The organism is Bdellovibrio bacteriovorus (genome assembly GCF_001592735.1).
Taxonomy (GTDB): Bacteria; Bdellovibrionota; Bdellovibrionia; order Bdellovibrionales; family Bdellovibrionaceae; genus Bdellovibrio; species Bdellovibrio bacteriovorus_D.
In genome coordinates, this window is sequence record NZ_LUKE01000001.1 from 1,291,215 (window position 1) to 1,316,076 (window position 24,862).

Genomic DNA, 24,862 nt, shown 5'->3' on the forward strand with positions numbered 1-24,862 from the left:
GGAACTAGACAGCTTTTGGATAAACAGAGACTTTGAAACGCTCTTTAGAGAAACGTTCAAATTTAACAAGACCTTCAACTACTGAATAGATCGTGTAATCGCGACCCATTTTTACGTTATTGCCCAAGTGGAATTTTGTTCCACGCTGACGAACGATGATTGTTCCAGGAAGAACTTTTTCGCCACCGAAACGTTTTACGCCTAAGCGTTTACTCTGTGAATCACGTCCGTTCTTTGTACTACCGCCGGCCTTCTTACTTGCCATGACTGACCTCTCTTAAAGAAATTAAAAATTAAGCTTTCTTAGATGTTTTCTTAGCTGCTTTTTTCTTAGCGCCAGTTTTAGTTGCTTTTTTAGCTGTCTTTTTAACAGCTTTTTTCGCAACTTTTTTCTTAGCTACTTTTTTAGCGGCTTTTTTAACAACTTCTGCTGTGCCTTTGCTTTTGTTTTCGGCGCGTTCTTTACGATCCGCTACACGAGCTTGAGCTTTTTCAGCACGAACTGCTTTAACATCTACTACGTTTGCAGAACCTTCAGCTTTCGCAGTTTTACCGTCGAAAGAGATGGCTTTGATGAAAAGTTCAGAGAATTCTTGCTTATGAGTAGCAAATTTTCTGTAACCTTGACGACGTTTCTTTTTGAAAACGATCTGTTTACGAGTTTTTGCTTGTTTAGTTACAACAACTGTTACTGAAGCACCTTTTACAAGAGGTGATCCTAGAGTAGCTGTTTCACCACCAACCAAAAGAACTTCATTAATAACGAACTCTGCACCAAGATCTTGTGCAACTTTATCTACTTGAACTACGTCCCCGGCTTGGACCTTATATTGTTTGCCGCCTGTGCGAATAATCGCGTACATCTAAACCTCCAGCTACCCGAATTAAGCCAACCGTAAATGCCACTTTGCACCAGGCTTTGTCAACCTATTACATGCTATTTTTTTCAGCTTTTAGGGAGAGAAGAGAGATTAATGGTTTGAGGTCTCAAAGGCAAAGAGTTTTATTAAAACCCCGCTTATTCTAAGATTTGGTAAATAAATTCAAGGTCTTATTTCAAATAAAGACCCTCTCCCGCCCCGACTCAGCGCCACCAAGGGCCACTTGGGCCCAAAATCAAGCCCCTCTGGCTTGAAGTCACATCGCCCCAATCAGTCCCTCTCGCGACACTATATATGGAGCGACTTCCAAAGTTTGCAATCAAGAACCTATTTACTTGCTGGGTCCCCTTTTCGGTGTAGTATGCGTTTTGTTTATGGAGGCTTGCGTGAAAAAATGTGGCGATTTTCTGAAACAAAGTCGAGAGGCCCAAGGCCTTTCACAAAAAAATATTTCAACAATGTTGGGATATAACACGTCTCAGTTCGTCTCTAACTGGGAGCGCGGACTTTCGATGCCACCGATTCCAACCTTACGCAAATTAGCAAAGGTCTATAAGATTGATGCTGAAGTTTTGTTTAACGTTATCCTAGAAGCTCAAGTAGAGTCTGTCACTCAAAGCTTAAAAGAAAAGTTCGTGGCGGAATACCGGCGCGGCTTAGGCAAGTCCTCAAACCGCTCCCACCGTGCTTAAACAAAGAAGATTTCGTATTGTTCAATATGGTAATTCGGTTCGATCTTAAAGGCGACGGACCGGCCTAGTTTTTTCTCGATCATTTCCAAGCTTTCGCCTTCAACCTCATAAATCCAGTCAACCACTTGGCTGTGACAGTGAACCACCACATTGGTCTTTTTATTGATCAACATATCTGCATCACGCTCTAGCTCGCGGAAGATTTCATTAGCAACTGTGGATTTGCGCTTAATATACCCTTTACCATCACAATAAGAACACGGCTCACAAAGAGTCTTAATCAGACTTGGACGAATGCGTTTACGAGTCATCTCTACCAAGCCTAATTGCGACATCGAAACAATATTGGTGCGCGCACGATCCCGACCCAGCTCTTCCGCCAAAGCTTCTAACACTTTTTCGCGGTGAGATTCTTTTTCCATATCGATAAAGTCGATGATGATGATCCCCCCACAGTTACGAATGCGCAGCTGATGAGCGGTTTCACGAACAGCTTCAAGATTGGTTTTTAGAATTGTATCTTCCAGATCTTTTTTTCCGACAAACTTACCGGTATTGACGTCAATAACAACTAAGGCCTCAGCTTCATCGATAACGATATATCCACCCGACTTCAGCCAAATCTTACGCTCCATCGAGCGCGAAATCTCGATATCAATTTCGTACAAATCAAATAACGGTTTTTGTTCTTCGTAAAGCACGATATTTTGTTTGTACTTGGGCATGAATTGCGACACAAACTTCACAACTTTTTTATGAACTTCAACATCATCCACCCAAACGCTAGTAACATCTTCACTCATCAAATCACGAAGCGCGCGAAGCTCTACATCAAGTTCAGTGTGAACCCCGCCGGGAGTTTTCTTTTTTTCGTAACTTTTAAAGATCTCTTTACTTAATCGGTCTAGATATTCGATGTCCGCCTTTAACATCTCTTCAGAGGCGCCCTCACCCGCCGTGCGCACAATCACGCCACCAGAGGGGTTAATTTTTTGCACCAGTTGTCTTAATCGTTCACGTTCGGTTTCATCTTCAATACGACGAGAAATGCCCAAATGGCGAACCGTCGGCAAAAAAACCACGAAGCGACCCGGCAAAGATAGGTGCGTTGTTAAACGAGCACCTTTCGTTCCCAATGGATCTTTAGCGACTTGAACTAAAATCGACTGGCCTTCTTTTAGCAAATCTTGAATCGGAGTTTTCGTGGTGTGGGTTGGAAGCTTTTCATCATCGCCTTCCATCTCTAGTGGTTCATCACGATCCACTGATGATAAGAAGTTATCATCGACATCTTCGCGGATGTCGCCGACATACAAAAATGCTGCCTTGTCTAAACCGATGTCCACAAATGCTGCCTGCATGCCAGGCAGCACACGGCTCACGGTGCCACGGTGAATAGAACCAACTAAAGTCGGAGAAGTTTTTCGTTCAATTTTTAAATCAGAGAGTATCCCACCATCGACATAAGCAACACGGGTTTCCTGAGGACGAACGTTGATGAGGATTTCTGCAGACATACTTGGACTCCTGACAAGTTTTCATTGAAGCATACTTGTCAGGAAAGATCATTGAAATAGAACTTTTTTATTTCTTAATATTAGAAGCACGCTTTGAAGCGCTTCATATGCGGCATGATCTGCGTATTGCCGCGGCGAACTGGACCCCAGTAACTTCCTTTATCGCCACTTGCGGTGTGACCATCATCTAAAGTCGTGTCTTTCATCGTATCAATGGCGCAGCGAAGCTGTCCTTCACCCGAACCAAAGATCACTTTACATGCATCGCCGCGACGAGCTGCGCGATTCGCCGCACTTTTTTCTGCCGCAAACATACCCCAACCAAGCTCATTGTTGATTTTGATTCTGCGCCCACGCTTGTAGACATACATGGGATGTTCGATCTCTTGCACGCATTGAGTTTCTTCATTCGCCAAAGAGGCCCAGAACCAAGTCCAAGCCTGCAATTTTTCAGACTCCGTAAAGGTATTAAAGTTTGGACAGAATTTTCCAAGCGCGTTGCTTTTAGTGAAGGCATTTTTATATCTTGGTTCGCTCATAATTTTCATTGCGGCTCGGCCTAATTTTCCGAACTCACCATCGCGATTTATGAATGTGGCACAACGAGGGCTCATTTGTTTTGCCGAAGGTCCGATCAATGCATCTGCTAGTTGTTCTTCAGATGCGGGAACAGGAACATTTTCAATATTTTGCGAACACTCGGTACATTCAGGTCTTTTTGATGGAACCGGAACACGATTGACCTGTTGTTGACCGTAGGTGATCGCATCGATGGCATCACGAGCATCATTATTTTCTTTAGGTTTTGTTTCTTGGTAAGCAAGTTCAGAGGCCTTGTCCGTATCATCTATGCCCTTAATCGGACGCAATGTTTCCGCTCCTGCCGCCTGATCAATAGTTGTTTTTTCTGGTGTGATTTGATCCCAGGTTTGCGGGGGCGCATCGTAAAGCGCAAGATCTGGATTACTAACGTTATAGTATACCCAGTAAGACTTACCCGTGTATGGACCCGACATAACTCTTACTTTTAAGCCGTAATTGCCTGAACGCAGTTTCTTTTTCTCTAAAATTTCGCCACGAGTGCCTGTTGCTAGCACCGCTTTAACATTCGTGTCGATTTTACGAAATGCAGCCGAAGAGCGAGCATTCAAATAGCCTTCAAGTTCTACGAACTTTTCCTGACCGGAAAACGCCGCGAGGAACATCGCCAGACCAATAAGTGTGAATGATTTAAATCGCTTCTTCATTTCCATACAGACAAGCACTGCAAGGGTCGAGCGCATCTCTTGGCACGGGCAAACATCATTATTTTCAACAACTTAATTAGGCATTTTCAAAATGATACGGCTCCATAAAGCATCCAAATACGCACTTTGGTCACCCGACTGTAAGAAGTCTAGACATGGGCGGAAGTCTAGAAACGAGACGAAATCATCAAACTGCACACTCATCTTGCCGAAAAGATTATGGATTAAGACGTTTTTTTAACGGAGCTGCAATGGCAACAATCGACGAACTATTTAAACTCATGGTCGAACAAGGAGCATCTGACTTACATATCAGTAGCGGTGCGCCTCCTTACTTGCGCCTTCACGGAGACATGCTTCCGTTGAATTATCGCGAATTAACCAATCAAGATGTACAAGGTCTGCTATTTGAAATTCTCTCTGAGAAACAAAAAAAAGCTTTCGTCGAAAAATGGGAATTAGACTTCGCTTATACTTTGGCGGGTGTGGGTCGCTTCCGTTGTAACGTGTTTATGCAGCGTAAAGGCCTTGGCGCCGTGATGCGTGTGATTCCCGAAAAAATTAAAACAGCTCAAGAACTTGGCTTGCCCCCAGCCATCATGGACATGATTGATTGTGATCGCGGTTTAATCTTAGTCACGGGTCCTACGGGCTCAGGTAAATCAACGACGCTTGCGGCGATGATCCATCAGATCAATATGACTCGCGAAGCTCATATCATTACCGTGGAAGATCCGATCGAGTTCGTTCACCCAAATTTAAAATCTTTGGTCAATCAGCGCGAAGTTGGTAGCCACACTAAAAGTTTCGCAAATGCTTTAAAAGCGGCGTTACGTGAAGACCCAGATATTTTACTCGTGGGTGAGTTGCGTGACTTAGAAACCATTTCGTTAGCCTTGACGGCCGCAGAAACCGGTCACGTCGTTTTCGGAACACTTCATACTAACAGTGCTGCAAAAACTATTGACCGTATCATCGACGTTTTCCCCGCGGGACAGCAACAACAAATCAGAACCATGCTGGCAGAAAGTTTGCGTGGGGTTGTGGCACAAACTCTATTTGCTCGCGCCGATGGACAAGGTCGTGTTGCCGCTTATGAAATCATGAGAAATACCAAAGCGATTTCAAATCTGATTCGCGAAGGTAAGGTGCATCAGATTCCTTCAGCTATTCAGACAGGCTCCAGCTCAGGCATGGTGCTTTTCGAAAAATACATCGAAGACTTGGTCCGCAAAGGAAAAGTTTCCGTGGCCGATGCCAAAACTTTCTTGGGTCAAGCCGGTGGCGGCGACACCACCGTTCAGGGAACCATCCCTGGCGGTGGACCAAAAACCAAAGTGGGCTAAAACTCGAAATTCAATTGAACTAAAGGCATGGCCTTCGCATTTACCGCGAGGGCCTTTTTGTTTTGTATGCTTTCTCCAAATCCATAATCATTTCGGACTGGAACTTCTGGCTTTGAGGCCGCATACGCGGCGTAACTAGCGCCCGCAACAAATCCAAGCAGTGCACCTACGCTGATATTATCAGTATGTTCTTGCGGCTCTCCATAAAAAGGCAGCGTACTAAGACCTAGAACCGCCCCACCTAATGTGGAAAACAGGACCGTCGCTACGTGCCGTTTTACCATACGGGTTGAGGACTGCTGTGCCCACGTCGAGCTGCTCGCAAAAAGCACAACGGCCATTGCAAGGAAAATTCCCTTTTTTTGTCTCATGATTGCCTCCGTGCTTTAAGTGCGTTACTTTTTATTTAAACATTGTGAGGTGTTCTGTGCAACTAAGTCATTATATCGACCACACGCTTTTAAAGCCCGATGCGACACTATCGCAAATAAATACCTTGTGTAAGGAAGCTGTCCAGTATGGCTTTCACAGTGTTTGCGTGAACACTTCTTACGTTAAAACTTGTGCTGATCTTTTAAAAAACTCTTCGGTGAAAGTTTGCTGCGTGGTCGGATTTCCTTTGGGGGCCATGGACACCGATAGTAAAGCTTTCGAAACACAAACGGCAATTAAAAACGGTGCGACCGAAATCGACATGGTCATTAATATCGGTGCCGTGAAAGATCGCCGCCACGAATACGCTGTGAATGATATCGCCGCCGTGGTCGTCGCTGCCCAAGGTCATCCGGTGAAAGTGATCATCGAGACAGCTTTGCTAGACGATGACGAAAAGAAAATTGCTTGCCAGTACGCCTTGGAAGGAAACGCCCAGTTTGTAAAAACTTGCACGGGTTTTAGTGGTGGTGCAGCCTCTGTTGACGACGTTCGTATTATGAAAAAGGTTGTGGGCGATAGAATGGAAATCAAAGCTTCTGGCGGCATTAAAAGTCTCACCACGGCAGAGGCACTTATTCAAGCGGGCGCCACCCGCTTAGGCACAAGCTCTGGCGTCGCGCTTATTCGCGGCGGTCAAATTAACGGAGGCTACTAAAATGGCTTTTCTTCCGGCCGAAATCATCAAGGCTAAACGCAATGGCCAAGCTTTGAGCGATGACGAAATTTCAGAATTTATTTTGGGATATGCACGTGGACAGATTCCTGACTACCAAATGTCGGCTTTATTAATGGCGACATTTTTTAAGGGCATGACGACACAAGAAACCCTTTCTCTGACTAAAGCCATGCTTCATTCCGGCGAGGTGGTTGATCTTTCCAGCGTTTCTGGCTTTAAAGTGGATAAACATTCCACCGGTGGTGTGGGCGATAAGACAAGCCTGATTCTAGGGCCGATTGTCGCCGCCGCAGGTGTTCCCGTTCCCATGATTTCAGGTCGTGGCCTTGGTCACACTGGAGGGACATTAGATAAACTGGAAGCCATCCCCGGCTTCAACACACAAAAGTCTTTACCCGAGTTCGTAGAGCTTGTGGGCAAACATCTAATTTGTTTTATCGGGCAAACAAAAGAGATTTGCCCTGCCGATAAAAAAATCTATGCCTTACGTGACGTCACCGCGACCGTTGAAAGTCTGCCACTTATTTGCGCTTCGATCATGTCTAAAAAGTTAGCCGAAGGCATCGATGGTTTGGTCCTTGATGTGAAATACGGCACCGGTGCGTTTATGAAAACACCGGTTTTAGCAGAAGAGTTAGCGGTCAATTTAATGTCGATTGCTCGAGGTTATGGCAAGAAAGTCACCGCCTTACTAACAAATATGGATCAGCCTTTAGGAAGATACTCAGGAAACTCTTTAGAGGTCGAAGAGTGCGTGGCCATAATGAAAAACGAAAAGTTCATAGGGGCCGCAGGATATGATCTTTACGAAGACACTCGTGAGCTTAGTTTGCGACTTTCTGCACACATGCTGCTTTTAGCGGGTAAAGGCCCCAATGAAGAGGCGTGTTATCAATTGGCTGTCGAAGTTTTAAGATCCGGAAAAGCCCTAGCGAAATTTGAAGAGCTCTGCCAGATTCATGGCGGAAATCTTTCGGCTTTACCACAACCAAAACATCATTTGCCTTTGGTTAGTGATAAGTCAGGATTTATTCAAGGCTTCCACACCGAAAGCATCGGCGTTGCCGGAATTATCATCAGAGCAGGTCGCGCGCAGACCACAGATATCATCGCCCCTACCGCGGGTGTAGAATTCCACGTGAAGGTGGGTGATGAAGTGAAAGCGGGCGAGCCTATTTTCACTCTGCACGGGGATGATAAAGATCTTTTGCAGTCCGCTGTTCCGCTCTTAAAATCAGCAGTGAATATTTCCTTGCAAAAGCCGGCGAAGCCTAGTTTGATAATTAAGACCTTGTTGTAGGTCAGAAAAGAGCAGGAATTGGTCCTCAATAAACTTCAAGAAACCGTCACTTATATACGTACAAAAACCTCGGCAAAGCCGAAGGTCGGTGTGGTATTGGGCTCGGGGCTTGGGGCTTTTGTGAAGGATGTGCAAATCGAATGCACTCTTCCGTATAAAGACATTCCGCACTTTTCACCACCGACGGTCGAAGGCCATTCTGGCAATTTGATTTTCGGAAAAATTGACAATCAATCCATCGCGATTCTTCAAGGCCGCAATCACTATTACGAAGGTCACAGCATGGAAAGCGTCGTCTTTCCTACGAGAACCTTGGCGATGTTAGGGATTGAGACTTTGATTCTGACAAACTCTGCTGGGGGTTTCGGGGAAAATATGCAGGCTGGTGACTTCATGATTATTGAAGATCATATCAACCTGATGGGCACAAATCCTTTGATGGGACCTAACATCAAAGAACTTGGTCCTCGTTTTCCCGACATGACTGAAGCTTATGACAAACGCTTGATTTCGATGATGGAAAATCTGCTTTTAAAGCAAGGCACGCGTTTTCATAAAGGGGTTTATTGTGGTGTAAGTGGTCCTACTTACGAAACTCCATCTGAAGTTCGTTACTTAAAACTTATTGGCGGCAAAGCCGTCGGTATGAGCACCGTTCCTGAAACCATCGCGGCCAATCATCTTGGGTTGCGGGTGGCAGCATTAAGCTGTATCACAAATTTGGCGGCAGGTGTTTCCACTCAAAAGCTATCACATAGCGAAGTCACGGAGACGGCCAACAGAGTTGAATCTCAGTTCTGTTCTTTTTTACGTGAATTTATTCCACAGATCTAAAAATCTCCGCGTCCAAGGTCTAGTTTCACCCCTCATAGACTCAAAATAAGACAGTTTTCTGCCGACGAGTTAACCTGTCGGGCTCTTTATTCGCGTCTCTACAATAGGACCGAATTGGCCCGCACAAGGAGTGAACATGGATGTTCAAAAAAGTCTCTTGGCGGTTGCCTTCATCTTTGCGCTTTCAGCTTGCAGCAACCCAAAAACATCAAGCTCGGTATTTGGTGACAACGACACCTTAGATTCTTCTGCTTGTCGCGGAACTTCGATCAAAAGTAAGTTCATCGTGCAGTGGGAAGATGGCCGTTTCACCGTTGAATCTGGAAAAGATGCCGAAGATTTCAAAAAGAATTTTATCGAACCACAACTAGCCGATATTCGCTATGTGGAATACGATCGTGAAATAAAAGTTGAAAGCACCAACGAAGTTCGCACCGCAGGCTCCACAGATAGCTGGGGCCAAGACATGGTGCAAGCTCGCAGCCTTTGGGCTTTGGGAATCAAAGGTCAAGATATCAAAGTCGGTGTCGTAGATGCCTTTGTGGACCCAACTCACTCACAAATTCAACCGCGCATCGCTATTAACACCGCGGAAATTCCTAATAATGGAAAAGATGATGATGGTAACGGAATCGTCGATGACTATTATGGAGCGGCTTTTGTTTCTTCTCCCGCAACAGCAAGAGCCCCAAGCTCTCACGGCACACACGTGGCCGGCATTATCGCGGCAGACCCTCGTTTTGGATCGGTCGAAGGAATGGCCCCTTTGGCGCAAATCGTACCCGCGCAATTTATTTCGGATGATGGTGGTGGCTCTTTAGGGGATGCCGTTTTAGCTTTGCAATATGCGGCTTCACGTGGCGTTAAAATTATTAATGCTAGCTGGGGGGGAGCTCCCTGCGTGGCTTCATTAAGAAATGCCTTTCAAGAATTAGAAAGAAAAGGGATCTTGGTCGTTGTCGCCGCGGGCAATGATGGTCGCGACATTGACTCTTATCCGGAGTTTCCGGCGTCGTTTAATCTTTCAAATCAGTTAACGATCGCGGCTTCATCAGTGACAGATATTATGACGTCTTGGTCAAACAGTGGATTCCAATTAGTTCATTTGGCTGCCCCAGGTGATCGAATCTTAAGCACGGTTCCCGGCAATACGACGGCATACATGGATGGAACAAGTATGGCAGCCCCTTTTGTTTCAGGTGCCGCGGCTCTGTTGTGGAGTGCAAAGCCAAATGCGACGGCCAACCAAATTAAGACAGCCATTTTAAAGTCCGTGGACGTCACTCCAAACCGCGAATTTAGGGTAAATACTCGAGGCCGACTTAATGTGCGCAAAGCCCATGACGTCCTAAATCAGTTAGTTCCATAATTTCAAATAGATAGAAAATATATGCGGGGCATAATACACTATGCTCCGCGTCCTAGTTTTCACGTGTTTTCCCAAAAGCCCGTGCTAGATTAATTCCTTGGTTTTTTACGGAATTTTTCCGAAGGAAAAAGGAATTATATGAGCACAGAAATTTCATCTGGCATTCAAGCTCGTTTGCGTGATCTTGAAAAAAGAAACGAAGCAGCTATGGCCGGCGGTGGCGCCGCACGTATAGCAAAGCACAAACAAGGTGGTCGTTTATCCGCGCGTGAGCGTGTCGACGTTCTTCTTGATCCCGGCAGCTTTGTTGAAATGGATCGTTTTGTTACTCACCGTTGTACCAACTTCGGTATGGATAAAAACGTGGTTCCAGGTGACGGTGTTATTACAGGTTACGGTCGCATCAACGGCAAACTGGTGTACGTCTCTTCTCAAGACTTCACCGTGATTGGTGGATCGATGTCTCGCACTCAGGCAAACAAAATTTGCAAGGTGATGGATCTTTCCATGAAAAACGGCGCGCCTTTTATTTCTATCAATGACTCTGGTGGCGCGCGTATTCAAGAAGGTATTGAATCCTTGGGTGGATATGCCGACATCTTCACTCGTAACACAATGGCCTCGGGCCTTGTTCCACAAATCACGGCGATCATGGGCCCGTGCGCAGGTGGTGCGGTTTATTCTCCTTCGATTACTGATTTTGTCTTCATGGTTAAAAACACTTCCTACATGTTCGTGACCGGTCCTGATGTTATTAAGACGGTCACTCACGAAGAGGTCACCAAAGAAGATCTTGGTGGTGCGACAACTCACTCTGCAAAATCAGGTGTTGCTCACTTTGCCGCCGAAGATGACAAGCATTGTTTGTTGCTGATTCGCGAGTTGATGAACTTCTTACCTTCAAACAATTTGGATGATGCTCCGGTTTTACCAACTAACGACCGTCCTGATCGCGTCACTGAAAGTTTGACGACATTAATTCCTGAAAATCCGAAAAAACCCTACGACATGCTTTCCGTTATTACAGAATGTGTGGATGAAGGTTACTTCTTAGAAGTACACAAACACTTTGCGCAGAACATCGTTGTCGGCTTTGCTCGCTTCAATGGTCGCCCCGTGGGTATCGTTGGCAATCAGCCAAATATTTTGGCGGGTTGTTTAAACATCGAAGCTTCTCGTAAAGCCGCGCGCTTTATTCGCTTCTGTGATGCTTTCAATATTCCAATCGTATCGTTTGTTGACGTTCCGGGCTTCTTACCCGGTAAAGATCAAGAGTGGAATGGCATCATCACTCATGGTGCAAAATTACTTTACGCTTACGCCGAGGCGACAGTGCCTAAGATCACCGTTATCACTCGTAAAGCTTATGGTGGTGCTTACATCGTTATGGGATCAAAACTGTTACGTTCCGATGTGAACTTGGCCTACCCTTCGGCAGAAATCGCCGTGATGGGTGCGGATGGGGCCGTCAACATTATCTTCCGCGAAGAAATCAACAAAGCTAAAGATCCAACGGCAGAACGTGCGCGCTTAACCGCGGAATACGAAGCAAAGTTCAGCAATCCATATGTATCGGCAGAACTTGGTTATACGGATGAAGTGATTGAGCCAGGCATGACTCGCAAACGCATCATTGATTCTTTAGAGATGTTAAAACATAAACGTGAAATTCAACCGGCTAAAAAGCACGGCAATATTCCGCTATAGGAGCGAACATGGCTTTATTTAAAAAAATCCTGATCGCCAACCGTGGGGAAATCGCCATTCGCGTGACTCGCGCTTGTCGTGAGTTAGGCATTGGTTCGGTAGCGGTGTTTTCAGACGCCGATCGTGACAGTTTACATGTCTTCTTAGCAGACGAGGCCTATCACATTGGCCCCTCGCCTTCGAAAGAAAGCTATTTGAATTATAAAAAGATTATCGAAGTATGCAAACAAGCCGGCGTCGATGCTGTTCATCCGGGTTATGGTTTTCTTTCTGAAAACACAACCTTTGCGAAAGCTTTGGAAGAAGCCGGTATTACTTTCATCGGACCCACGGTGGCCAACATCGAATCCATGGGTGATAAACTTTCCGCTAAGGCCTTGATGAAAAAAGCGGGCGTTCCCACTGTTCCAGGCTCTGACGGCGGCGTTGAAACAGTTGAAGAAGCGCAGAAGATCGCTGAAAAAATCGGTCTGCCGGTCATCATCAAGGCGTCAGCTGGTGGTGGCGGTAAAGGCATGCGTGTGGTTCGGAAAATGGACGAACTTGAAAGCGCTTTCCGCGCTTGCCGCTCTGAAGGACAAAACTATTTTGCGGATCCAACCGTTTACATTGAAAAATTCGTCAACGATCCCAAGCATATCGAAATCCAAGTGTTCGGCGATAAACACGGAAACCATGTTCACTTGTTTGAACGTGAGTGCTCGGTGCAACGTCGTCACCAAAAGATTATCGAGGAATGTCCGTCCCCTTCTGTTCCTCAAGAAGTTCGTCTGCGTATGGGTGAAGCCGCGGTTCGCGCCGCTAAGCAAATCAACTACGTCGGCGCGGGAACTATTGAATTCATCTTTGATAACGCGACTAAAGATTTCTATTTCATGGAAATGAATACGCGCTTGCAAGTGGAGCATCCGATCACCGAAATCGTGACAGGATATGATTTGGTAAAAGAGCAAATTTACGTGGCCGCAGGGAAACCGTTGTCATTTAAACAAGCCGACATTCGCCAAAAAGGTCACGCGATTGAAGCGCGTATCTGTGCTGAAGATCCTGTGACGTATAAACCGCACCCTGGGGTTATCCGCGCTTGTCGCCATCCACAAGGTCCTTTTATGCGCGTGGATTCATACGCTTATCCTGGATACGAAGTTCCGATTTTCTATGACCCGATGATCGCCAAATTGATTACTTGGGGCGAAACTCGCGAAGAGGCTATCGACAGAATGCAACGAGCCCTTTCAGAGTTCGTTTTAACCGGTATCAAAACAAATATCGTTCTTCATAAAACGATTTTAGATCATCCGAAATTCCGCGATGGTTCTTACACGACTCAGTTCATTGAAAAGAACTTTGAAGTGATCGAACCCCAACTTTTTGCCGAAGTAGAAGATCCCGTGTTTTTGATCGCTGCCGCTATTACCGCGTACAACGACCGTAAATCCAAAGATGTTCGTCAGCTAAACCTGACTTCAAATTGGAAGCGTCTTGGTCGCAAAATGCAGTTAAGGACTTAAAGCTATGTATTTTGAAGCAGAACTAAAAGGTAAGAAATATAAGATCGACGTGGTCGAACAAAAAAGTATGTGGCGCGTATCTTTGCAAGAAGAAGGCAAAGATTGGAAACACTATGATATTTCCAAAAACGACTATAAGCAGGCCGAGCAATACATCAGCTTTCTTTTCGGTGGAAAGTCGTATTTGATCGATGTGATCGGACAAGACACGGAGTACACTGTATTTACGCGTAACTCGTTCCGCGCCATTAAAGTGTTTAATGACGAGATGCTTTTACATGAATCCTTGAAAAAGGGTGGCGGTATCGGTGGAGATCAAGAATTAAAATCTGGCATGCCAGGTAAAATCATTGAGATCTTCGCCAAAGAGGGCGAAATCGTTAAAGCCAATAAGCCGTTGCTAATCATGGAAGCCATGAAAATGGAAAATGAAATGCGGGCTTCTCGCGATGTGAAAATCAAAGAAATCCGCGTGAAACAGGGCGATTCGGTGGAGTCCGGAGCGGTCTTAATTAAGTTTGAAGAGCCTTAAAATGAACTCCCGGCGAGCTCCCTAGAGCTCGCACCACCGACAAAAGTTGACACCGTTTACGCCTTAGACGTCCATATCGAGTTTAGATGAGCTGATATGGACTTTTTTTTTGCTTGTATACGCTTTGAGGTGTTTTCAGACGCCTCGGCCCTGTCGGCAGCGGAAAGTCTTTACTCCCAACGTTCATCCATTTCCTTTTCGGAGGCAGAGACAGTTTTAGCCGATATCGGAGCTGGTTCAGAAAATGAGCTAGCTCAGCAAAAATATTCCTCGACGATGAAAGCTTTCATGGGCACGGACGTCATGACTTGGATTGATAAGAATCCGGAACTCTATCGCGCTATTAATGACTATGTTGATGATCCTCCAGATGGGTCCGATCCATTGTGGGAAACAACGAATGCGAAACTAAATCGAGGAAAAGCCTTAAGTGCTCGCGAAGCGGATTTTAAGAACCGCCTAGAGAAGGCCCTTGCAGTTCTTCCGAAATATAATTGCATTTGCTTCAGGGGCGGAGCTTTAAGCAAAAAGGGAGTTGAGTCTTACCGCGAGGGCTCTGTCATCACCATGGCAGGATTTTATTCGACATCCATTGACCCGAACATTGCGTACCAATTTGCACGCCAGGGATCTCAAGACTCATTTCAGACAATCTTCGTTATCAATGTACACTCAGGATCACCAATGTCTTCATTTCACCAGTTTCACTGGACTGAGTTTGAAGTGCTGATGAAAGCGGGCGAGAAAGTTCGTGTTGAGAAAGTTCTTATGGACCAAAATCAGAAAAAAGCGATCATCTTTTTAGAACAAATTTAAATGAAAAAGGGGCCTTAAGCCCCTTTTCTTTTTCTGCTTATTCTGCAGATTCTTCTTTATCACAGGTCGTATCGTCGTATTTCCAAACGCCTTCTTCTTTGACAAAGACCGTGTTGCAATCAAGGTACTTAGAGAGTTCGCAGCGCGGGCCCGCAGCCTCCGCGATGGACGTAACTACGATCAATGGGTTTCCGTAAAAGTCTTTAAGATGGTTGATAGCTTCTAAGCCCCACACATTGACCAATTCACAAGAGTTCGCGTCTTCAACGTAATTCTTTACGCCGATTTGCACAGCTTGGGCTGCGTCCGTTTCAGAGACTTCTGTGGATTTCCAGTTAAGGATAGGGCCGGCAAACGCCATTGAACCAACCATAAAGACAGCCAAAGAAAGCATAAGAGATCTCATAATTTACTCCCAATGCCTTCTTTTTAGCCATAGCGGCATTCAAATCAAGATGTTTTCTGCAATTTACAAAATTTTTTAGGGAAATAGGGTTCTATTCGATTTCGTTAAAGGATTGATCGCGGTTCTTTTCAAAGATGCCGACCACAAGAACCGCCCCCTCAAAGAGAATCCACATCGGAGTAAGCATCATAACCATGCTTAAAAGATCTGGGGGAGTAATAATAGCAGCAATCACCGCAATGGTCATGATGGCGTAGCGACGGTTCTTACGCAAAAAAGCTTGGCTTACGATGCCCATCATCCCTAAAACGACGATCACCAAAGGCAGCTCGAAGGCCACTCCAAACATCAAGCACATCTGCGTAAAAAAGCCCATGTATTGGTCAATGGAGATCATCGGCTTGTCGATGTCCCCACCAAAAGTCATCAGGAAATGAAAGGCCATCGGCAGGGCAATAAAATAAGAAAAACCCGAGCCTAAAAGGAACAGCACTGTTCCCGCCATGATAAAGCCCATCGTATACTTGCGCTCTTTTTGGTAAAGACCGGGAGCTACGAACATCCATACCTGGTAAAGCCAAAATGGACAAGAAAGGATAATACCACCCACAAACGAAAGCTTCAGATGGGCGATAAACTTATCCAGGGGGCCTGTGAAAATTAAACCCCCACCTGGTAAATAAGGAACGATCGGCTGACGCACAAAATTGAATATTTGTTCACTGAAGTTGTAACAAATGGCCGTACCGATAAAAAGAATCAGTGCACAGTTGATGATACGTTTACGAAGTTCCGCGAGATGCTCGTACAACGACTGGGCTTTTAAGTCTAGATCTTCACTTCTCATGATTTCTTCTTTTCGTCCGAGTCGTCGTTAGTAGATTCAGTAAGCTCCATTTGCTGAGGCTCTTCGCTAGTCGGTGCATGGGATTCATGATGTCCGTGGGGCGAATGGTGATCGTGCTGAGCTTGTTCATCACGAACTTGATCCCGGCGAGACATTGCCGAATCAAGATCAAAACGATCTAAGCGAGTTTGTTGTTTGATTTCATCCGTGAGGATATTGGAGCTGCGTTTTAGTTCATTCAGAAAGCGACCCAAGGTTCTAGCCAATTGAGGCAATTCTTTGGGGCCAACAACCACTAAAGCCAAGATGGCTAAAAAAATAATTTCTGACATTCCTAAGCCGAACATGGCGCCAGAATAGTGGAATCAGCCTTGCTTGCCAAGCTTTACTTGGTCTGCGGGAAGAGTCAGGACACCCATCTCTTTAAGTTTTTCTTTGGCGAGCTCGGAGCCGGTACGCATATAGCGTTCGTAAAGCCGAAGGATGCTTTCATCGCTCTTAATAAGGGATTGATGACTGATATAGGTCAAAACGTCGACAAACTCTAAAAAGCGCTCTGAAAAGGTCGAATACACCTTTATCATCGCGTCTTCACGCGTGCAGTGAGCCAAAGACGCATAGGCAGCGCCTCCAATCTCTGCATAATAGTCTATATCCACAATCTTGCGCGACAATGAATCGCCGAAAAAGCCACTGATATATAGAGTTTTATCGCCGAGTTTCCGCAACATCTCGGTGCGCACGAAAGGTTCAGAGTTTTGCGCGATTAAATAGGCTTCTGCCAAGGTCTGCGGAGAGCGCTGACCGCTTTCATTTTCATAAGGCTCGTCATAAAGATTTCTAGCATCAAGATAGTGCTGAAGAAGACGCACAAGATAGCTTTCCACATGAGGATAAGTGTTCACTTTCCTCTGACTGAGTCCTTGCTGAACCAGCTCTTGGAAGTATCCCTCGGGACTAATAAAAAGCTCTACAGTCGACGACTTATCCCTCATACCTATTATTTTAACAAAGTTCCCAGGAAATTCGGTTAGTGTTTTTTGTAAAAACCTTTTCTTCCTGGGCCTTTGTCGATCCTTGTCTCAGTATGAAACGCTAAGCCGCGACGTCGTCGGGTCCGACCAGGCTGATAATCGCCGGCTGGGCAAAAATCTTTTTGGCTAAGCGCTGAACATCTTCTGCGGTGACAGAAAAATATTTATCCGCCACATCAAGACTTTCGCGGTAGTCTAAGCCGTAAATGTCATCAAAAAGGATGGCGTTGCCGACCGTGCTTTTTCTTTGCAATTCAATATCATGACGACCGATTAAATATCTTTGCGCCCGAACCAGCTCTTCTTCGGAAATTTTTGTTTCCGCAAGCTTTGCAAATTCTGCTTTTAACATTTGAATAGCTTTACCCGATTTTTCAGGCGAACATCCGATATATCCACCAAAATATCCACACTCAATTCCTTCCATATGCATTGGGGAAACTGAGTATGCGAGAGAGTTTTTATCACGCAGTTCTAAGAATAAACGCCCCCCCTGACCACTCAAAATTGACTGAATGACTTCTAAGACGAAACGATCGTCGTCTTTTAACGTGAGTCCGCGATATCCTACAATGATGTGACTTTGTTCTTTTTTGAGGGGTTGAAAGATTTTTTTACTTTCCTTCACCGGTTGCGGCTGGAATGAGTTTTCAATCTTTTTGCCTTGCGGAAGCCGTGACGTTACCTTTTCTAAGTAATCCACCCATTTTTCCACATTCACATCACCCACTACCGAGAATGTCAGATTGCGCGCTTGAATTACTTTTTGATGATACGCATGCAGGTCGGCACAGGTAAGTGCGGCGATAGACTCTTCACTGCCCACCATATCCCGAGAATATGGGTGGCCTTTAAAGATTTCTTTCATAAAGTTTAAAACACAGATCTGCGCCGGGTTGTCGTTCCGCGCTTTGATTTGGTTTTTGATGATTGTCTTTTCGCGATCTAAAATGCTTTGCGGGAACAACGGATTTACCAAGCTGTCGGCAAAGATATCCATCATCGTATTTTCAAATGGCGATAAATAGTCCATCGAGAGCCCGACAGAGTTTCTGCCGCCAAATGCGCCGATACCCGCCGCCATCTCATCGACTTTTAAATTGATTTCATCTTCAGAAAAATTCTTAGATCCCGACAACCAGTTGCGCGAAAATAATTCCGTCAAACCATTCTGATTGTCATTTTCTACTCTCACCCCACCTAGGGCAGCGGCCTTAACCGCTACATACGGAGATTCTTTTTGCTGACGAATTAAAAGTGTCGCCCCTGAACTCAACTGGATTTTTTGGGTTTCCGGGTGGTTCGCGCCGGCTTCGGTATTGATATTAAATTTTTTCGCCTTAAAGGCTTGGCGTTCCTTAGACATGATAATTTTAGAAAGCGCTTTCTTTAAGTCCTTTGCAAAAGACTTAAGAATTTTATCCGCTTCCTTTTTGTCCATATTCGTCGTCAACGACAGGCCGAAGGTATTAGGACGGAAATACTTTTTGGCAACCTTTTGAATGTCTTGCGGCTTTAGGGAGTAAACCTGCTTCATGTACTTCGCATAATAGTTATGATCGCCGTAATAAAATTCATTGTTTCCTGCTTTGCGTGCAATATTATCCACGGTTTCCAGCGAATATACTTCATGACTTGCAAAGTTCGTGATCGCTTTTTGCATTTCTGCGGCCGTGGGTGGATGTTCAATGAGCTTAACAATTTCGGGTGTAATTTTACCTAACGCCTGTCCCAGGTTTTCTTTTTCCAGATTAAAAGACACGGCAAACAGTCCATCGTCCGGCATCGAGTAACTGAAAGCACCGACTGAATTTGTTAAAGGCTCTTTGATACGAAGGCTTTGCATTAAACGTGAAGAATCGCCCTGACCTAATATAGCCGCCAATACTTCAAGGGCCGCGATATCTTGATGTTTTACACCCGGAATTCTCCATGTCAGATAACCCGTCGTTTGTTCAAACTTAGTTTGTTCAATTTTAATGCGTATATTTTTTTGTACGGGCTCTTTTCCGCGAGCTACTTTTCTTAGTTTGTGCGGGGCAAAGCCGCCGAACATTTGTTCGACCTTTTTTTTCATCTCTTTTGATTCAAAGTCACCGGCGACAACCAAAAACATGTTGGAGGGAACGTAACGACTTTGATAGTAGTCTTTGATCTTTTTAGTAGAAACCGACTTAACAACTTTGTCGTAACCAATAACCGGACGACCATAAGGATGTTTTTTAAACACGTTAGTAAACAGAAGCTGGCTCGCGCGACGACCCGGGCTGTCTTGGCCGCGCTTAATTTCTTCGATCACGACCTCTCGTTCATTATCAATTTCAGTTTTATCGAATGTTGGGTAACCCATCATTTCGCTGATCACGTCTAAAGCTACATCTGTAAATTGCTTAGAGATCGTGACGTAAAAGACCGTTTGGTCAAAGGAGGTGTAGGCATTCAGCTCCCCGCCCGACCCCTCCACCGTAGAAGCGATTTCGCCCACTTTATACTTTTTGGTCCCTTTAAAGACCAGGTGTTCAATAAAGTGAGAAATACCCTCTTCCCCCTTTTTTTCATCGGCGGAGCCTGTTTTCACCCACATTTGAACTGAGACCACAGGGGACTTGTGGCTTTCAAGTAAAAGAACTTTCATTCCGTTTTTTAGTTGAAATTTTTTGGACATACTCTAGATAACTCCCATGGCATTTGGCATCTACGTTCATATTCCTTACTGCATTCAGCGCTGCACCTATTGTGACTTCGCGACTTACGAACAAAGTAAGATCCTGCCGCCGGATCAGTATGTCGAACTTCTGTTTAAGGAAATTCGCCAGAAGCACAAGTATTACCCACCACAATCGCTTGATACGATTTACTTTGGCGGAGGAACACCCAGCCTGATTCCCGCTCATCTCATTGTATCGATTATCAAAGAGCTGGGAAGATTTGGGTTCACAACTAGACCGGATACAGAAATCACCATCGAAATTAATCCGGCCACCATCAACGAAGAAAAGTTGAAAATTTATTTAGACAATGGGATCAATCGTTTTAGTGTCGGGGCCCAAACTTTCGATGATCGTTTGTTGAAAATGGTAAATCGTGAACACAATGCGAAGCAAACGTTGGAAACCCTAGACCTTTTGCGAGCTCACAACTTGAACTTCAGTTTCGATATTTTATTCGCCCTCCCTTCACAAACAGTTGCCGGACTAAAAAATGACGTAAAGATTGCGATGGAACAAGGCGCAAAACATATCAGCCCTTATTGCCTCACCGTTCCTGATGGCCATCCTTTGTCAAAAGGAAGGCCCATTGATGATGAACAAGTCGACATGTTTGATATCATCGCTGAAGAACTGAATGCGAATAAATTTAAACAGTATGAAATTTCAAATTTCGCCATTCCTGGTTATGAATCGCGCCACAACATGCTTTATTGGGTGGATCAGCCTTATTGGAGCTTGGGCTTAAGCGCGCATTCTTACTCTAAGGAGTCGCAATGGGGCACGCGCTATTGGAACATCAACTCGATCGGCGAATATCAAAAACAGATCTTAGCTCACGACGGTGAAGAGCACTCTTCTCCAAGCAAGCACCTGCCGCCAAGTCAGTTTGAAGTGTTAGAAATGAACCAAGCGCTCACAGACTTTTGTCATACTTCAATGCGTCTTATGCGCGGCCTGAATGTTCAACAGCTGGCATCAAAATTCCCGGCTGACGTGACTCAAAAAGTCGATAGCATCTTGAATCGCCTGAAAGAGAAATCCTGGGTTGCCTTTGACGATGGGCATTGGTTTTTGACTCGTGAAGGCTTAGTTCTTAGCAACAAAGTATTCCAAGATTTGACCTTTCTTTCTGAAGACCTAGACCAATAGAAATGCGATTTTTTAGAGGAGGCTCCGCATTGACATTCCCTAAGCAATACACAATCTTAAGTATTGCGAAAGGGAAACTCTATGTCCGAAGAAAATAACTCTCAAAATACTCCTCCCAACAACTCTGGCAACGCTGAGGGGTCAGACGTTCAAAAGCTGCAAGAAGCTGCGGAAAAGTATAAAAACGATTTCCTTTATTTACGCGCCGAATTTGAAAACTATAAACGTAATGCCATCAAGGAACGTGCTGATTTACTCAAATATGGCGGCGAAAGATTCATTCGTGATCTTCTTGAGGTCGTAGATAATTTTGAACGCGCTTTACAAACGCAAGTCACCGCTGAAAATTTAAATACCTTTAAACAAGGTGTCGAAATGACCGCACAAGAACTTCGCTCTGTTTTACAAAAGCACTCTGTCACCGAAGTTCCTTCTCAAGGCGCGGCCTTTGACCCCATGGTGCATGAAGCATTAGGCGCCGAACCATCTGATCAAGTGACTCCGGGCCATATTTTACGCGTGTTTAAAAAACCTTATAAACTTCATGATAAAGTCATCCGTACTGGCCAAGTCGTGGTCGCAAAAAAGCCAGAGTAAGAGGGTGTTGATTGTCTAAAAAAGACTTCTACTCTATTTTAGGTGTCTCCAGAACAGCTTCCCCGGAAGAGCTTAAAAAAGCTTATCGTAAGCTTGCGATGCAATACCATCCTGATAAAAATCCTGGTGACAAAAAGGCCGAGGAAAAGTTCAAAGAGATTAGCGAAGCCTATGACACTTTGAGCGACGCTAAGAAAAAAGATATGTACGATCAGTTCGGCCATGCTGGCTCGCAAGGGTTTGGCGGGGCTGGTGGTCCTTTTGGCGGCGCAGGAGGCTTTGGTGGTTTCGGTGGCGCCGCGGGCGGCGCGCGTTCACAGTCTAACGGTGGTGATCCGTTTCAAGATATCTTTGGTGATGTTTTCGGCGATATTTTTGGAAACGCTCGCGGACCGGGTGCTGGCCCACGCGGCCGTCGCCAACAAGCGAAGGGCACGGACCTTCGTTATACTTTAAATATTTCCTTTGAAGACTCGGCTTTAGGTTGCGAAAAAGTGATCAGCTTTATGCGCCAACGCTCGGGTAAAGAAGACTCTGCCAAACTTTCCGTGAATGTCCCTGCCGGAGTTAAAGAAGGTCAACGACTTAAACTTTCTGGCGAGGGCGACACCCCTGCTGGTGGCGGTACGGCCGGTGACCTTTACGTGATCATCAATATCCAAGAACATCCGCTTTTCAAAAGAAACGAAAACGATGTCACCTTGGATCTGCCAATTATGTATACCGACGCGATTCTAGGAACCAATATCGAAGTCCCCACTTTGACCGGTAAAGCCATGATTCGCATTCCTCCGGGAACTCACTCTGGCCAGACCTTTCGCCTAAAGGGAAAAGGTTTTCCTAAAATTGGCGGCTTTGGCGCGGGTGATATGTTGGTCCGAGTCGTTGTAGATACTCCGTCAAGTATTTCTGCCAAACAAAAAGAGCTGGTCGAAGAACTTTCTAAGTCCATTGAATCCACTCCTTTGGTAAAATCATTTCAAGACAAAGTCTCTCAGATTATGAGGAATAGAAAATGACATCAAGATTTGCACTTTTGCTGGTAGCGGGCCTTTTAGCTTCTTGCACAACGGTGGCGACGAAAAAACGATCTTCTCAAGCCCCGTTTAGACCTCCTACCGCAAGTGCAAAGCCACCGAAAGCCATTGGTGGAATGACTGGCAAACAGCCCGAACAAATTCAAAGCGAAGAAGTTAAGCTTCCCGAAGTTCGCCAGCAAGCCGAAGCCGGGTTGGTTTACCTGCAAGGTTTGGTAACAAAGTCGGTTCAAGCTCCGGATAAACAGACCCAAGAAACTTTCCGCATGCAAGCTGTTGAAATCGTAGAAAATCGCCTTAATGAAGAGCAATTAGAAGCCGTTGCCAACGGCAGTGACTATGGATTTTTACGGGGGCACGCGATGTTCCGTCTGGGTGAAACATCACTGGAACATCGGGATTCGGTAAATGCCAAAAAATATTTTACAGGCGTGATTGAATTTCTTCCGGGCAGCGATCTGGCGGTCCGTTCGCAAGAAATCTTAAACCAAATGGATGCGGTTAGAAACGTTCAAGCTCAAACCGTGGGTGTGGTCTTGCCTTTAAGCGGACGTAATGCGCCCGTGGGGCAGCGTGCGCTTCGTGGACTTGAAATGGGCCTGGGGCTTCATATTCCTGGCTCTAGCTTTAAACTTGCGGTTATGGACAGCGAAGGCAACCCCGACTCTGCCCGTCGCGGTGTTGAGCGTTTAGTGAAAGAAGATAACGTGATCGCGGTCGTCGGCAGTCTTTTAAGTAAAACGGCCCCAGCTGTTGCCGCAAAATCAGATGAATTAGGTGTACCCACTATTGCCCTTTCCCAAAGATCAGGGCTGACAGAGATCGGACCCACGGTATTTCGAAACTCCCTGACCAGTGGCATGCAAGTTCGCGCTTTGGTGCGCTCGGCGATGGAAGACTTCGGCATGAAGCGCTTTGCGATTTTATACCCTAATGATGCTTACGGAGTTGAGTTCACAAATATTTTTTGGGATGAAGTATTGGCACGTGGAGGCCAAATCACGGCAGTGCAAACTTATTCAAATAAAGAAACTGATTTCCGTTTGGTTATTCAACGTCTGACGGGAACTTATTTTGGAGAAGCTCGCCAAGACGAATTCAACATTCGCTTAAACGAATTAAAACATTCAGATAAAAAACGTTCTGTTCGTCAGTCCAACTTAGAAAACGTGCTTCAGCCTATTACGGATTTCGATGCGATCTTTATTCCTGATAGCGTGAAAGCCATGGGGCAGATTTCAGCGATGCTTTCTTATAATGACGTAAGAAGCGTAAAGCTTCTTGGTACGAATTTATGGAACACCAAGGACGTCGCAAAACGTGCCGGGAATTTCGCGAACAGCTTGTTGTTCGTAGATAGTATTTCACCCGCTCAAGATCGCTCTCGCTTTATGATGGAATATAAATCGATCTATGGCGAGGATCCTTCATTGATTGAAATTCAAGCCTATGACGCGGGTTTGATCTTACGCCAGCTGGTGGCAGCAGGGGCTAGCTCTCGTGAAGAACTGACTCGCCGACTGACTTCCCTCAATCGCTTTCCCGGCTCCCTGGGTACGCTTTCTATGAATGCAGAGCGTGAGATTGAACGCCCCGTTACGACGCTTACCGTAGAAAAAGGCGAAGTGACCCCGGTTAAGTATCGTCAATAGCTGCTATAAGAATATTTTATATCAAAAAATCGATGATTTTTTAACCCTGACCTAGGGCCCACTCGTCTAGTGAACACGAAGCGGCAGGACGTCGCTTCCATTCAAAAAGTCTTTAGAAAGGGGCCAGGGTTATGACGAATCGTTTATCAGAAAACCTCGTGATGGAGTGCAAAAAGAAACTTCTTATCGCCAAGCAGGACGTGCTGAATCGATTCAGAACCGCCCAAAGAGAAGTGATTCACTTGGATAAAGCCAGTGGGGACGAAGGCGATCAATCCGTCGCGCACATTGAAGAACATTCTTTTCTTGTTGCGCAAGAACGAATGAGAAATCAACTTTTAGAAATTGAAATGGCTTTATCACGCATCGAGCAAGGAACATTCGGCGTGTGTGAAGAGACAGAAGAAGTGATCGAATCAGATCGTTTACTAGCAATTCCCTGGACTCGTCTCAGCATTGAAGGTGCCGAAATTCGAGAAGCAGTCAGTCGTAGATTTGCACGCTAAATAATCACGCGCTGCTTTTTTGATGACATACATCTCATCCCCCGCAATAAGGATCGCGAG

General features: G+C 45.3%; 25 protein-coding genes. 15 read left to right on the forward strand and 10 right to left on the reverse strand.

Annotated features, from left to right (window positions below; genetic code table 11):
- Nucleotides 1–4: 4 nt before the first annotated feature.
- Both rpmA and rplU read right to left on the reverse strand, forming a co-directional pair.
- Entirely contained in the window at nucleotides 5–265 is a 261-nt protein-coding gene (rpmA, locus tag AZI86_RS06285; protein ID WP_011166148.1) for a 50S ribosomal protein L27, read from the reverse strand.
- Nucleotides 266–293: 28 nt separating this feature from the next.
- Nucleotides 294–863 carry a 50S ribosomal protein L21 gene (gene rplU / locus AZI86_RS06290; protein WP_061834218.1) on the reverse strand — a complete coding sequence of 190 codons (570 nt, stop codon included), beginning with the start codon at nucleotides 861–863 and terminating at the stop codon, nucleotides 294–296.
- Between the two features lie 404 nt (nucleotides 864–1,267).
- On the opposite strand from rplU, the gene AZI86_RS06295 reads away from it, so the two are divergent.
- A complete protein-coding gene (locus tag AZI86_RS06295) occupies nucleotides 1,268–1,573 on the forward strand; it encodes a helix-turn-helix domain-containing protein (protein ID WP_253715790.1) in 306 nt (101 codons plus the stop codon).
- Here the strand turns inward: AZI86_RS06295 and AZI86_RS06300 are convergent.
- Nucleotides 1,570–3,090, reverse strand: coding sequence for an Rne/Rng family ribonuclease (locus AZI86_RS06300; RefSeq protein WP_061834220.1), 1,521 nt, complete (start codon nucleotides 3,088–3,090; stop codon nucleotides 1,570–1,572). The genes AZI86_RS06295 and AZI86_RS06300 overlap by 4 nt on opposite strands.
- Before the next feature lie 80 nt (nucleotides 3,091–3,170).
- A complete protein-coding gene (locus AZI86_RS06305; protein WP_061834221.1) occupies nucleotides 3,171–4,343 on the reverse strand; it encodes a hypothetical protein in 1,173 nt (390 codons plus the stop codon).
- A gap of 245 nt (nucleotides 4,344–4,588) precedes the next feature.
- Here AZI86_RS06305 and AZI86_RS06310 point away from each other — a divergent pair, with 245 nt between their 5' ends.
- Complete coding sequence (locus AZI86_RS06310) at nucleotides 4,589–5,683, forward strand: type IV pilus twitching motility protein PilT (RefSeq protein ID WP_061834222.1); 1,095 nt, start codon at nucleotides 4,589–4,591, stop codon at nucleotides 5,681–5,683.
- On the opposite strand, the gene AZI86_RS06315 is transcribed toward AZI86_RS06310, so the two are convergent.
- The gene (locus AZI86_RS06315) at nucleotides 5,680–6,054 is read right to left on the reverse strand and encodes a hypothetical protein (RefSeq protein ID WP_253715801.1); all 375 of its coding nucleotides are present in this window, start codon (nucleotides 6,052–6,054) and stop codon (nucleotides 5,680–5,682) included. The two genes, AZI86_RS06310 and AZI86_RS06315, sit on opposite strands and share 4 nt — an antisense overlap.
- 56 nt (nucleotides 6,055–6,110) lie before the next feature.
- Here AZI86_RS06315 and deoC point away from each other — a divergent pair, with 56 nt between their 5' ends.
- From deoC to AZI86_RS06355, 8 genes are all read left to right on the forward strand, one after another.
- On the forward strand, nucleotides 6,111–6,773 hold the full coding sequence (gene deoC / locus AZI86_RS06320; RefSeq protein WP_061834223.1) for a deoxyribose-phosphate aldolase: 663 nt from the start codon (nucleotides 6,111–6,113) through the stop codon (nucleotides 6,771–6,773).
- Between the two features lies 1 nt (nucleotide 6,774).
- Nucleotides 6,775–8,094 carry a thymidine phosphorylase gene (locus AZI86_RS06325; RefSeq protein WP_061834224.1) on the forward strand — a complete coding sequence of 440 codons (1,320 nt, stop codon included), beginning with the start codon at nucleotides 6,775–6,777 and terminating at the stop codon, nucleotides 8,092–8,094.
- Nucleotides 8,095–8,112: 18 nt separating this feature from the next.
- The gene (locus AZI86_RS06330) at nucleotides 8,113–8,928 is read left to right on the forward strand and encodes a purine-nucleoside phosphorylase (protein ID WP_061834225.1); all 816 of its coding nucleotides are present in this window, start codon (nucleotides 8,113–8,115) and stop codon (nucleotides 8,926–8,928) included.
- A gap of 136 nt (nucleotides 8,929–9,064) precedes the next feature.
- Complete coding sequence (locus AZI86_RS06335) at nucleotides 9,065–10,297, forward strand: S8 family peptidase (RefSeq protein ID WP_061834226.1); 1,233 nt, start codon at nucleotides 9,065–9,067, stop codon at nucleotides 10,295–10,297.
- Between the two features lie 138 nt (nucleotides 10,298–10,435).
- Nucleotides 10,436–12,004 carry an acyl-CoA carboxylase subunit beta gene (locus AZI86_RS06340; protein WP_061834227.1) on the forward strand — a complete coding sequence of 523 codons (1,569 nt, stop codon included), beginning with the start codon at nucleotides 10,436–10,438 and terminating at the stop codon, nucleotides 12,002–12,004.
- An 8-nt stretch (nucleotides 12,005–12,012) separates the two neighbouring features.
- Complete coding sequence (gene accC, locus AZI86_RS06345; protein ID WP_061834228.1) at nucleotides 12,013–13,515, forward strand: acetyl-CoA carboxylase biotin carboxylase subunit; 1,503 nt, start codon at nucleotides 12,013–12,015, stop codon at nucleotides 13,513–13,515.
- A gap of 4 nt (nucleotides 13,516–13,519) precedes the next feature.
- Nucleotides 13,520–14,047, forward strand: a complete 528-nt coding sequence (locus AZI86_RS06350; protein ID WP_061834229.1) for an acetyl-CoA carboxylase biotin carboxyl carrier protein subunit — start codon at nucleotides 13,520–13,522, stop codon at nucleotides 14,045–14,047.
- 96 nt (nucleotides 14,048–14,143) lie between these two features.
- Entirely contained in the window at nucleotides 14,144–14,863 is a 720-nt protein-coding gene (locus AZI86_RS06355) for a hypothetical protein (protein WP_061834230.1), read from the forward strand.
- A gap of 37 nt (nucleotides 14,864–14,900) precedes the next feature.
- On the opposite strand, the gene AZI86_RS06360 is transcribed toward AZI86_RS06355, so the two are convergent.
- From AZI86_RS06360 to AZI86_RS06380, 5 genes are all read right to left on the reverse strand, one after another.
- Complete coding sequence (locus AZI86_RS06360) at nucleotides 14,901–15,269, reverse strand: hypothetical protein (protein WP_061834231.1); 369 nt, start codon at nucleotides 15,267–15,269, stop codon at nucleotides 14,901–14,903.
- Nucleotides 15,270–15,360: 91 nt separating this feature from the next.
- Nucleotides 15,361–16,116, reverse strand: a complete 756-nt coding sequence (tatC, locus tag AZI86_RS06365; RefSeq protein WP_061834232.1) for a twin-arginine translocase subunit TatC — start codon at nucleotides 16,114–16,116, stop codon at nucleotides 15,361–15,363.
- A complete protein-coding gene (locus tag AZI86_RS06370; RefSeq protein ID WP_253715802.1) occupies nucleotides 16,113–16,448 on the reverse strand; it encodes a Sec-independent protein translocase subunit TatA/TatB in 336 nt (111 codons plus the stop codon). Before AZI86_RS06370 ends, tatC begins: the two co-directional genes overlap by 4 nt.
- Before the next feature lie 33 nt (nucleotides 16,449–16,481).
- The gene (locus tag AZI86_RS06375) at nucleotides 16,482–17,111 is read right to left on the reverse strand and encodes a hypothetical protein (RefSeq protein ID WP_061834234.1); all 630 of its coding nucleotides are present in this window, start codon (nucleotides 17,109–17,111) and stop codon (nucleotides 16,482–16,484) included.
- Between the two features lie 100 nt (nucleotides 17,112–17,211).
- Nucleotides 17,212–19,815: a M16 family metallopeptidase gene (locus AZI86_RS06380; RefSeq protein ID WP_061834235.1), complete on the reverse strand. Its 2,604-nt coding sequence runs from the start codon at nucleotides 19,813–19,815 to the stop codon at nucleotides 17,212–17,214.
- Nucleotides 19,816–19,831: 16 nt separating this feature from the next.
- Between AZI86_RS06380 and hemW the strand changes: the two genes are divergently transcribed.
- The 5 genes from hemW to AZI86_RS06405 all read left to right on the forward strand — a co-directional run bounded on the left by hemW (nucleotide 19,832) and on the right by AZI86_RS06405 (nucleotide 24,802).
- The gene (gene hemW, locus AZI86_RS06385; RefSeq protein ID WP_061834236.1) at nucleotides 19,832–21,010 is read left to right on the forward strand and encodes a radical SAM family heme chaperone HemW; all 1,179 of its coding nucleotides are present in this window, start codon (nucleotides 19,832–19,834) and stop codon (nucleotides 21,008–21,010) included.
- A gap of 81 nt (nucleotides 21,011–21,091) precedes the next feature.
- Entirely contained in the window at nucleotides 21,092–21,607 is a 516-nt protein-coding gene (locus AZI86_RS06390) for a nucleotide exchange factor GrpE (protein WP_061834237.1), read from the forward strand.
- 11 nt (nucleotides 21,608–21,618) lie between these two features.
- Entirely contained in the window at nucleotides 21,619–22,626 is a 1,008-nt protein-coding gene (locus AZI86_RS06395; protein WP_061834238.1) for a DnaJ C-terminal domain-containing protein, read from the forward strand.
- Nucleotides 22,623–24,296: a penicillin-binding protein activator gene (locus AZI86_RS06400; RefSeq protein WP_061834239.1), complete on the forward strand. Its 1,674-nt coding sequence runs from the start codon at nucleotides 22,623–22,625 to the stop codon at nucleotides 24,294–24,296. Before AZI86_RS06395 ends, AZI86_RS06400 begins: the two co-directional genes overlap by 4 nt.
- Before the next feature lie 131 nt (nucleotides 24,297–24,427).
- Entirely contained in the window at nucleotides 24,428–24,802 is a 375-nt protein-coding gene (locus AZI86_RS06405; RefSeq protein ID WP_061834240.1) for a TraR/DksA family transcriptional regulator, read from the forward strand.
- The last annotated feature ends 60 nt before the right edge of the window (nucleotides 24,803–24,862 follow it).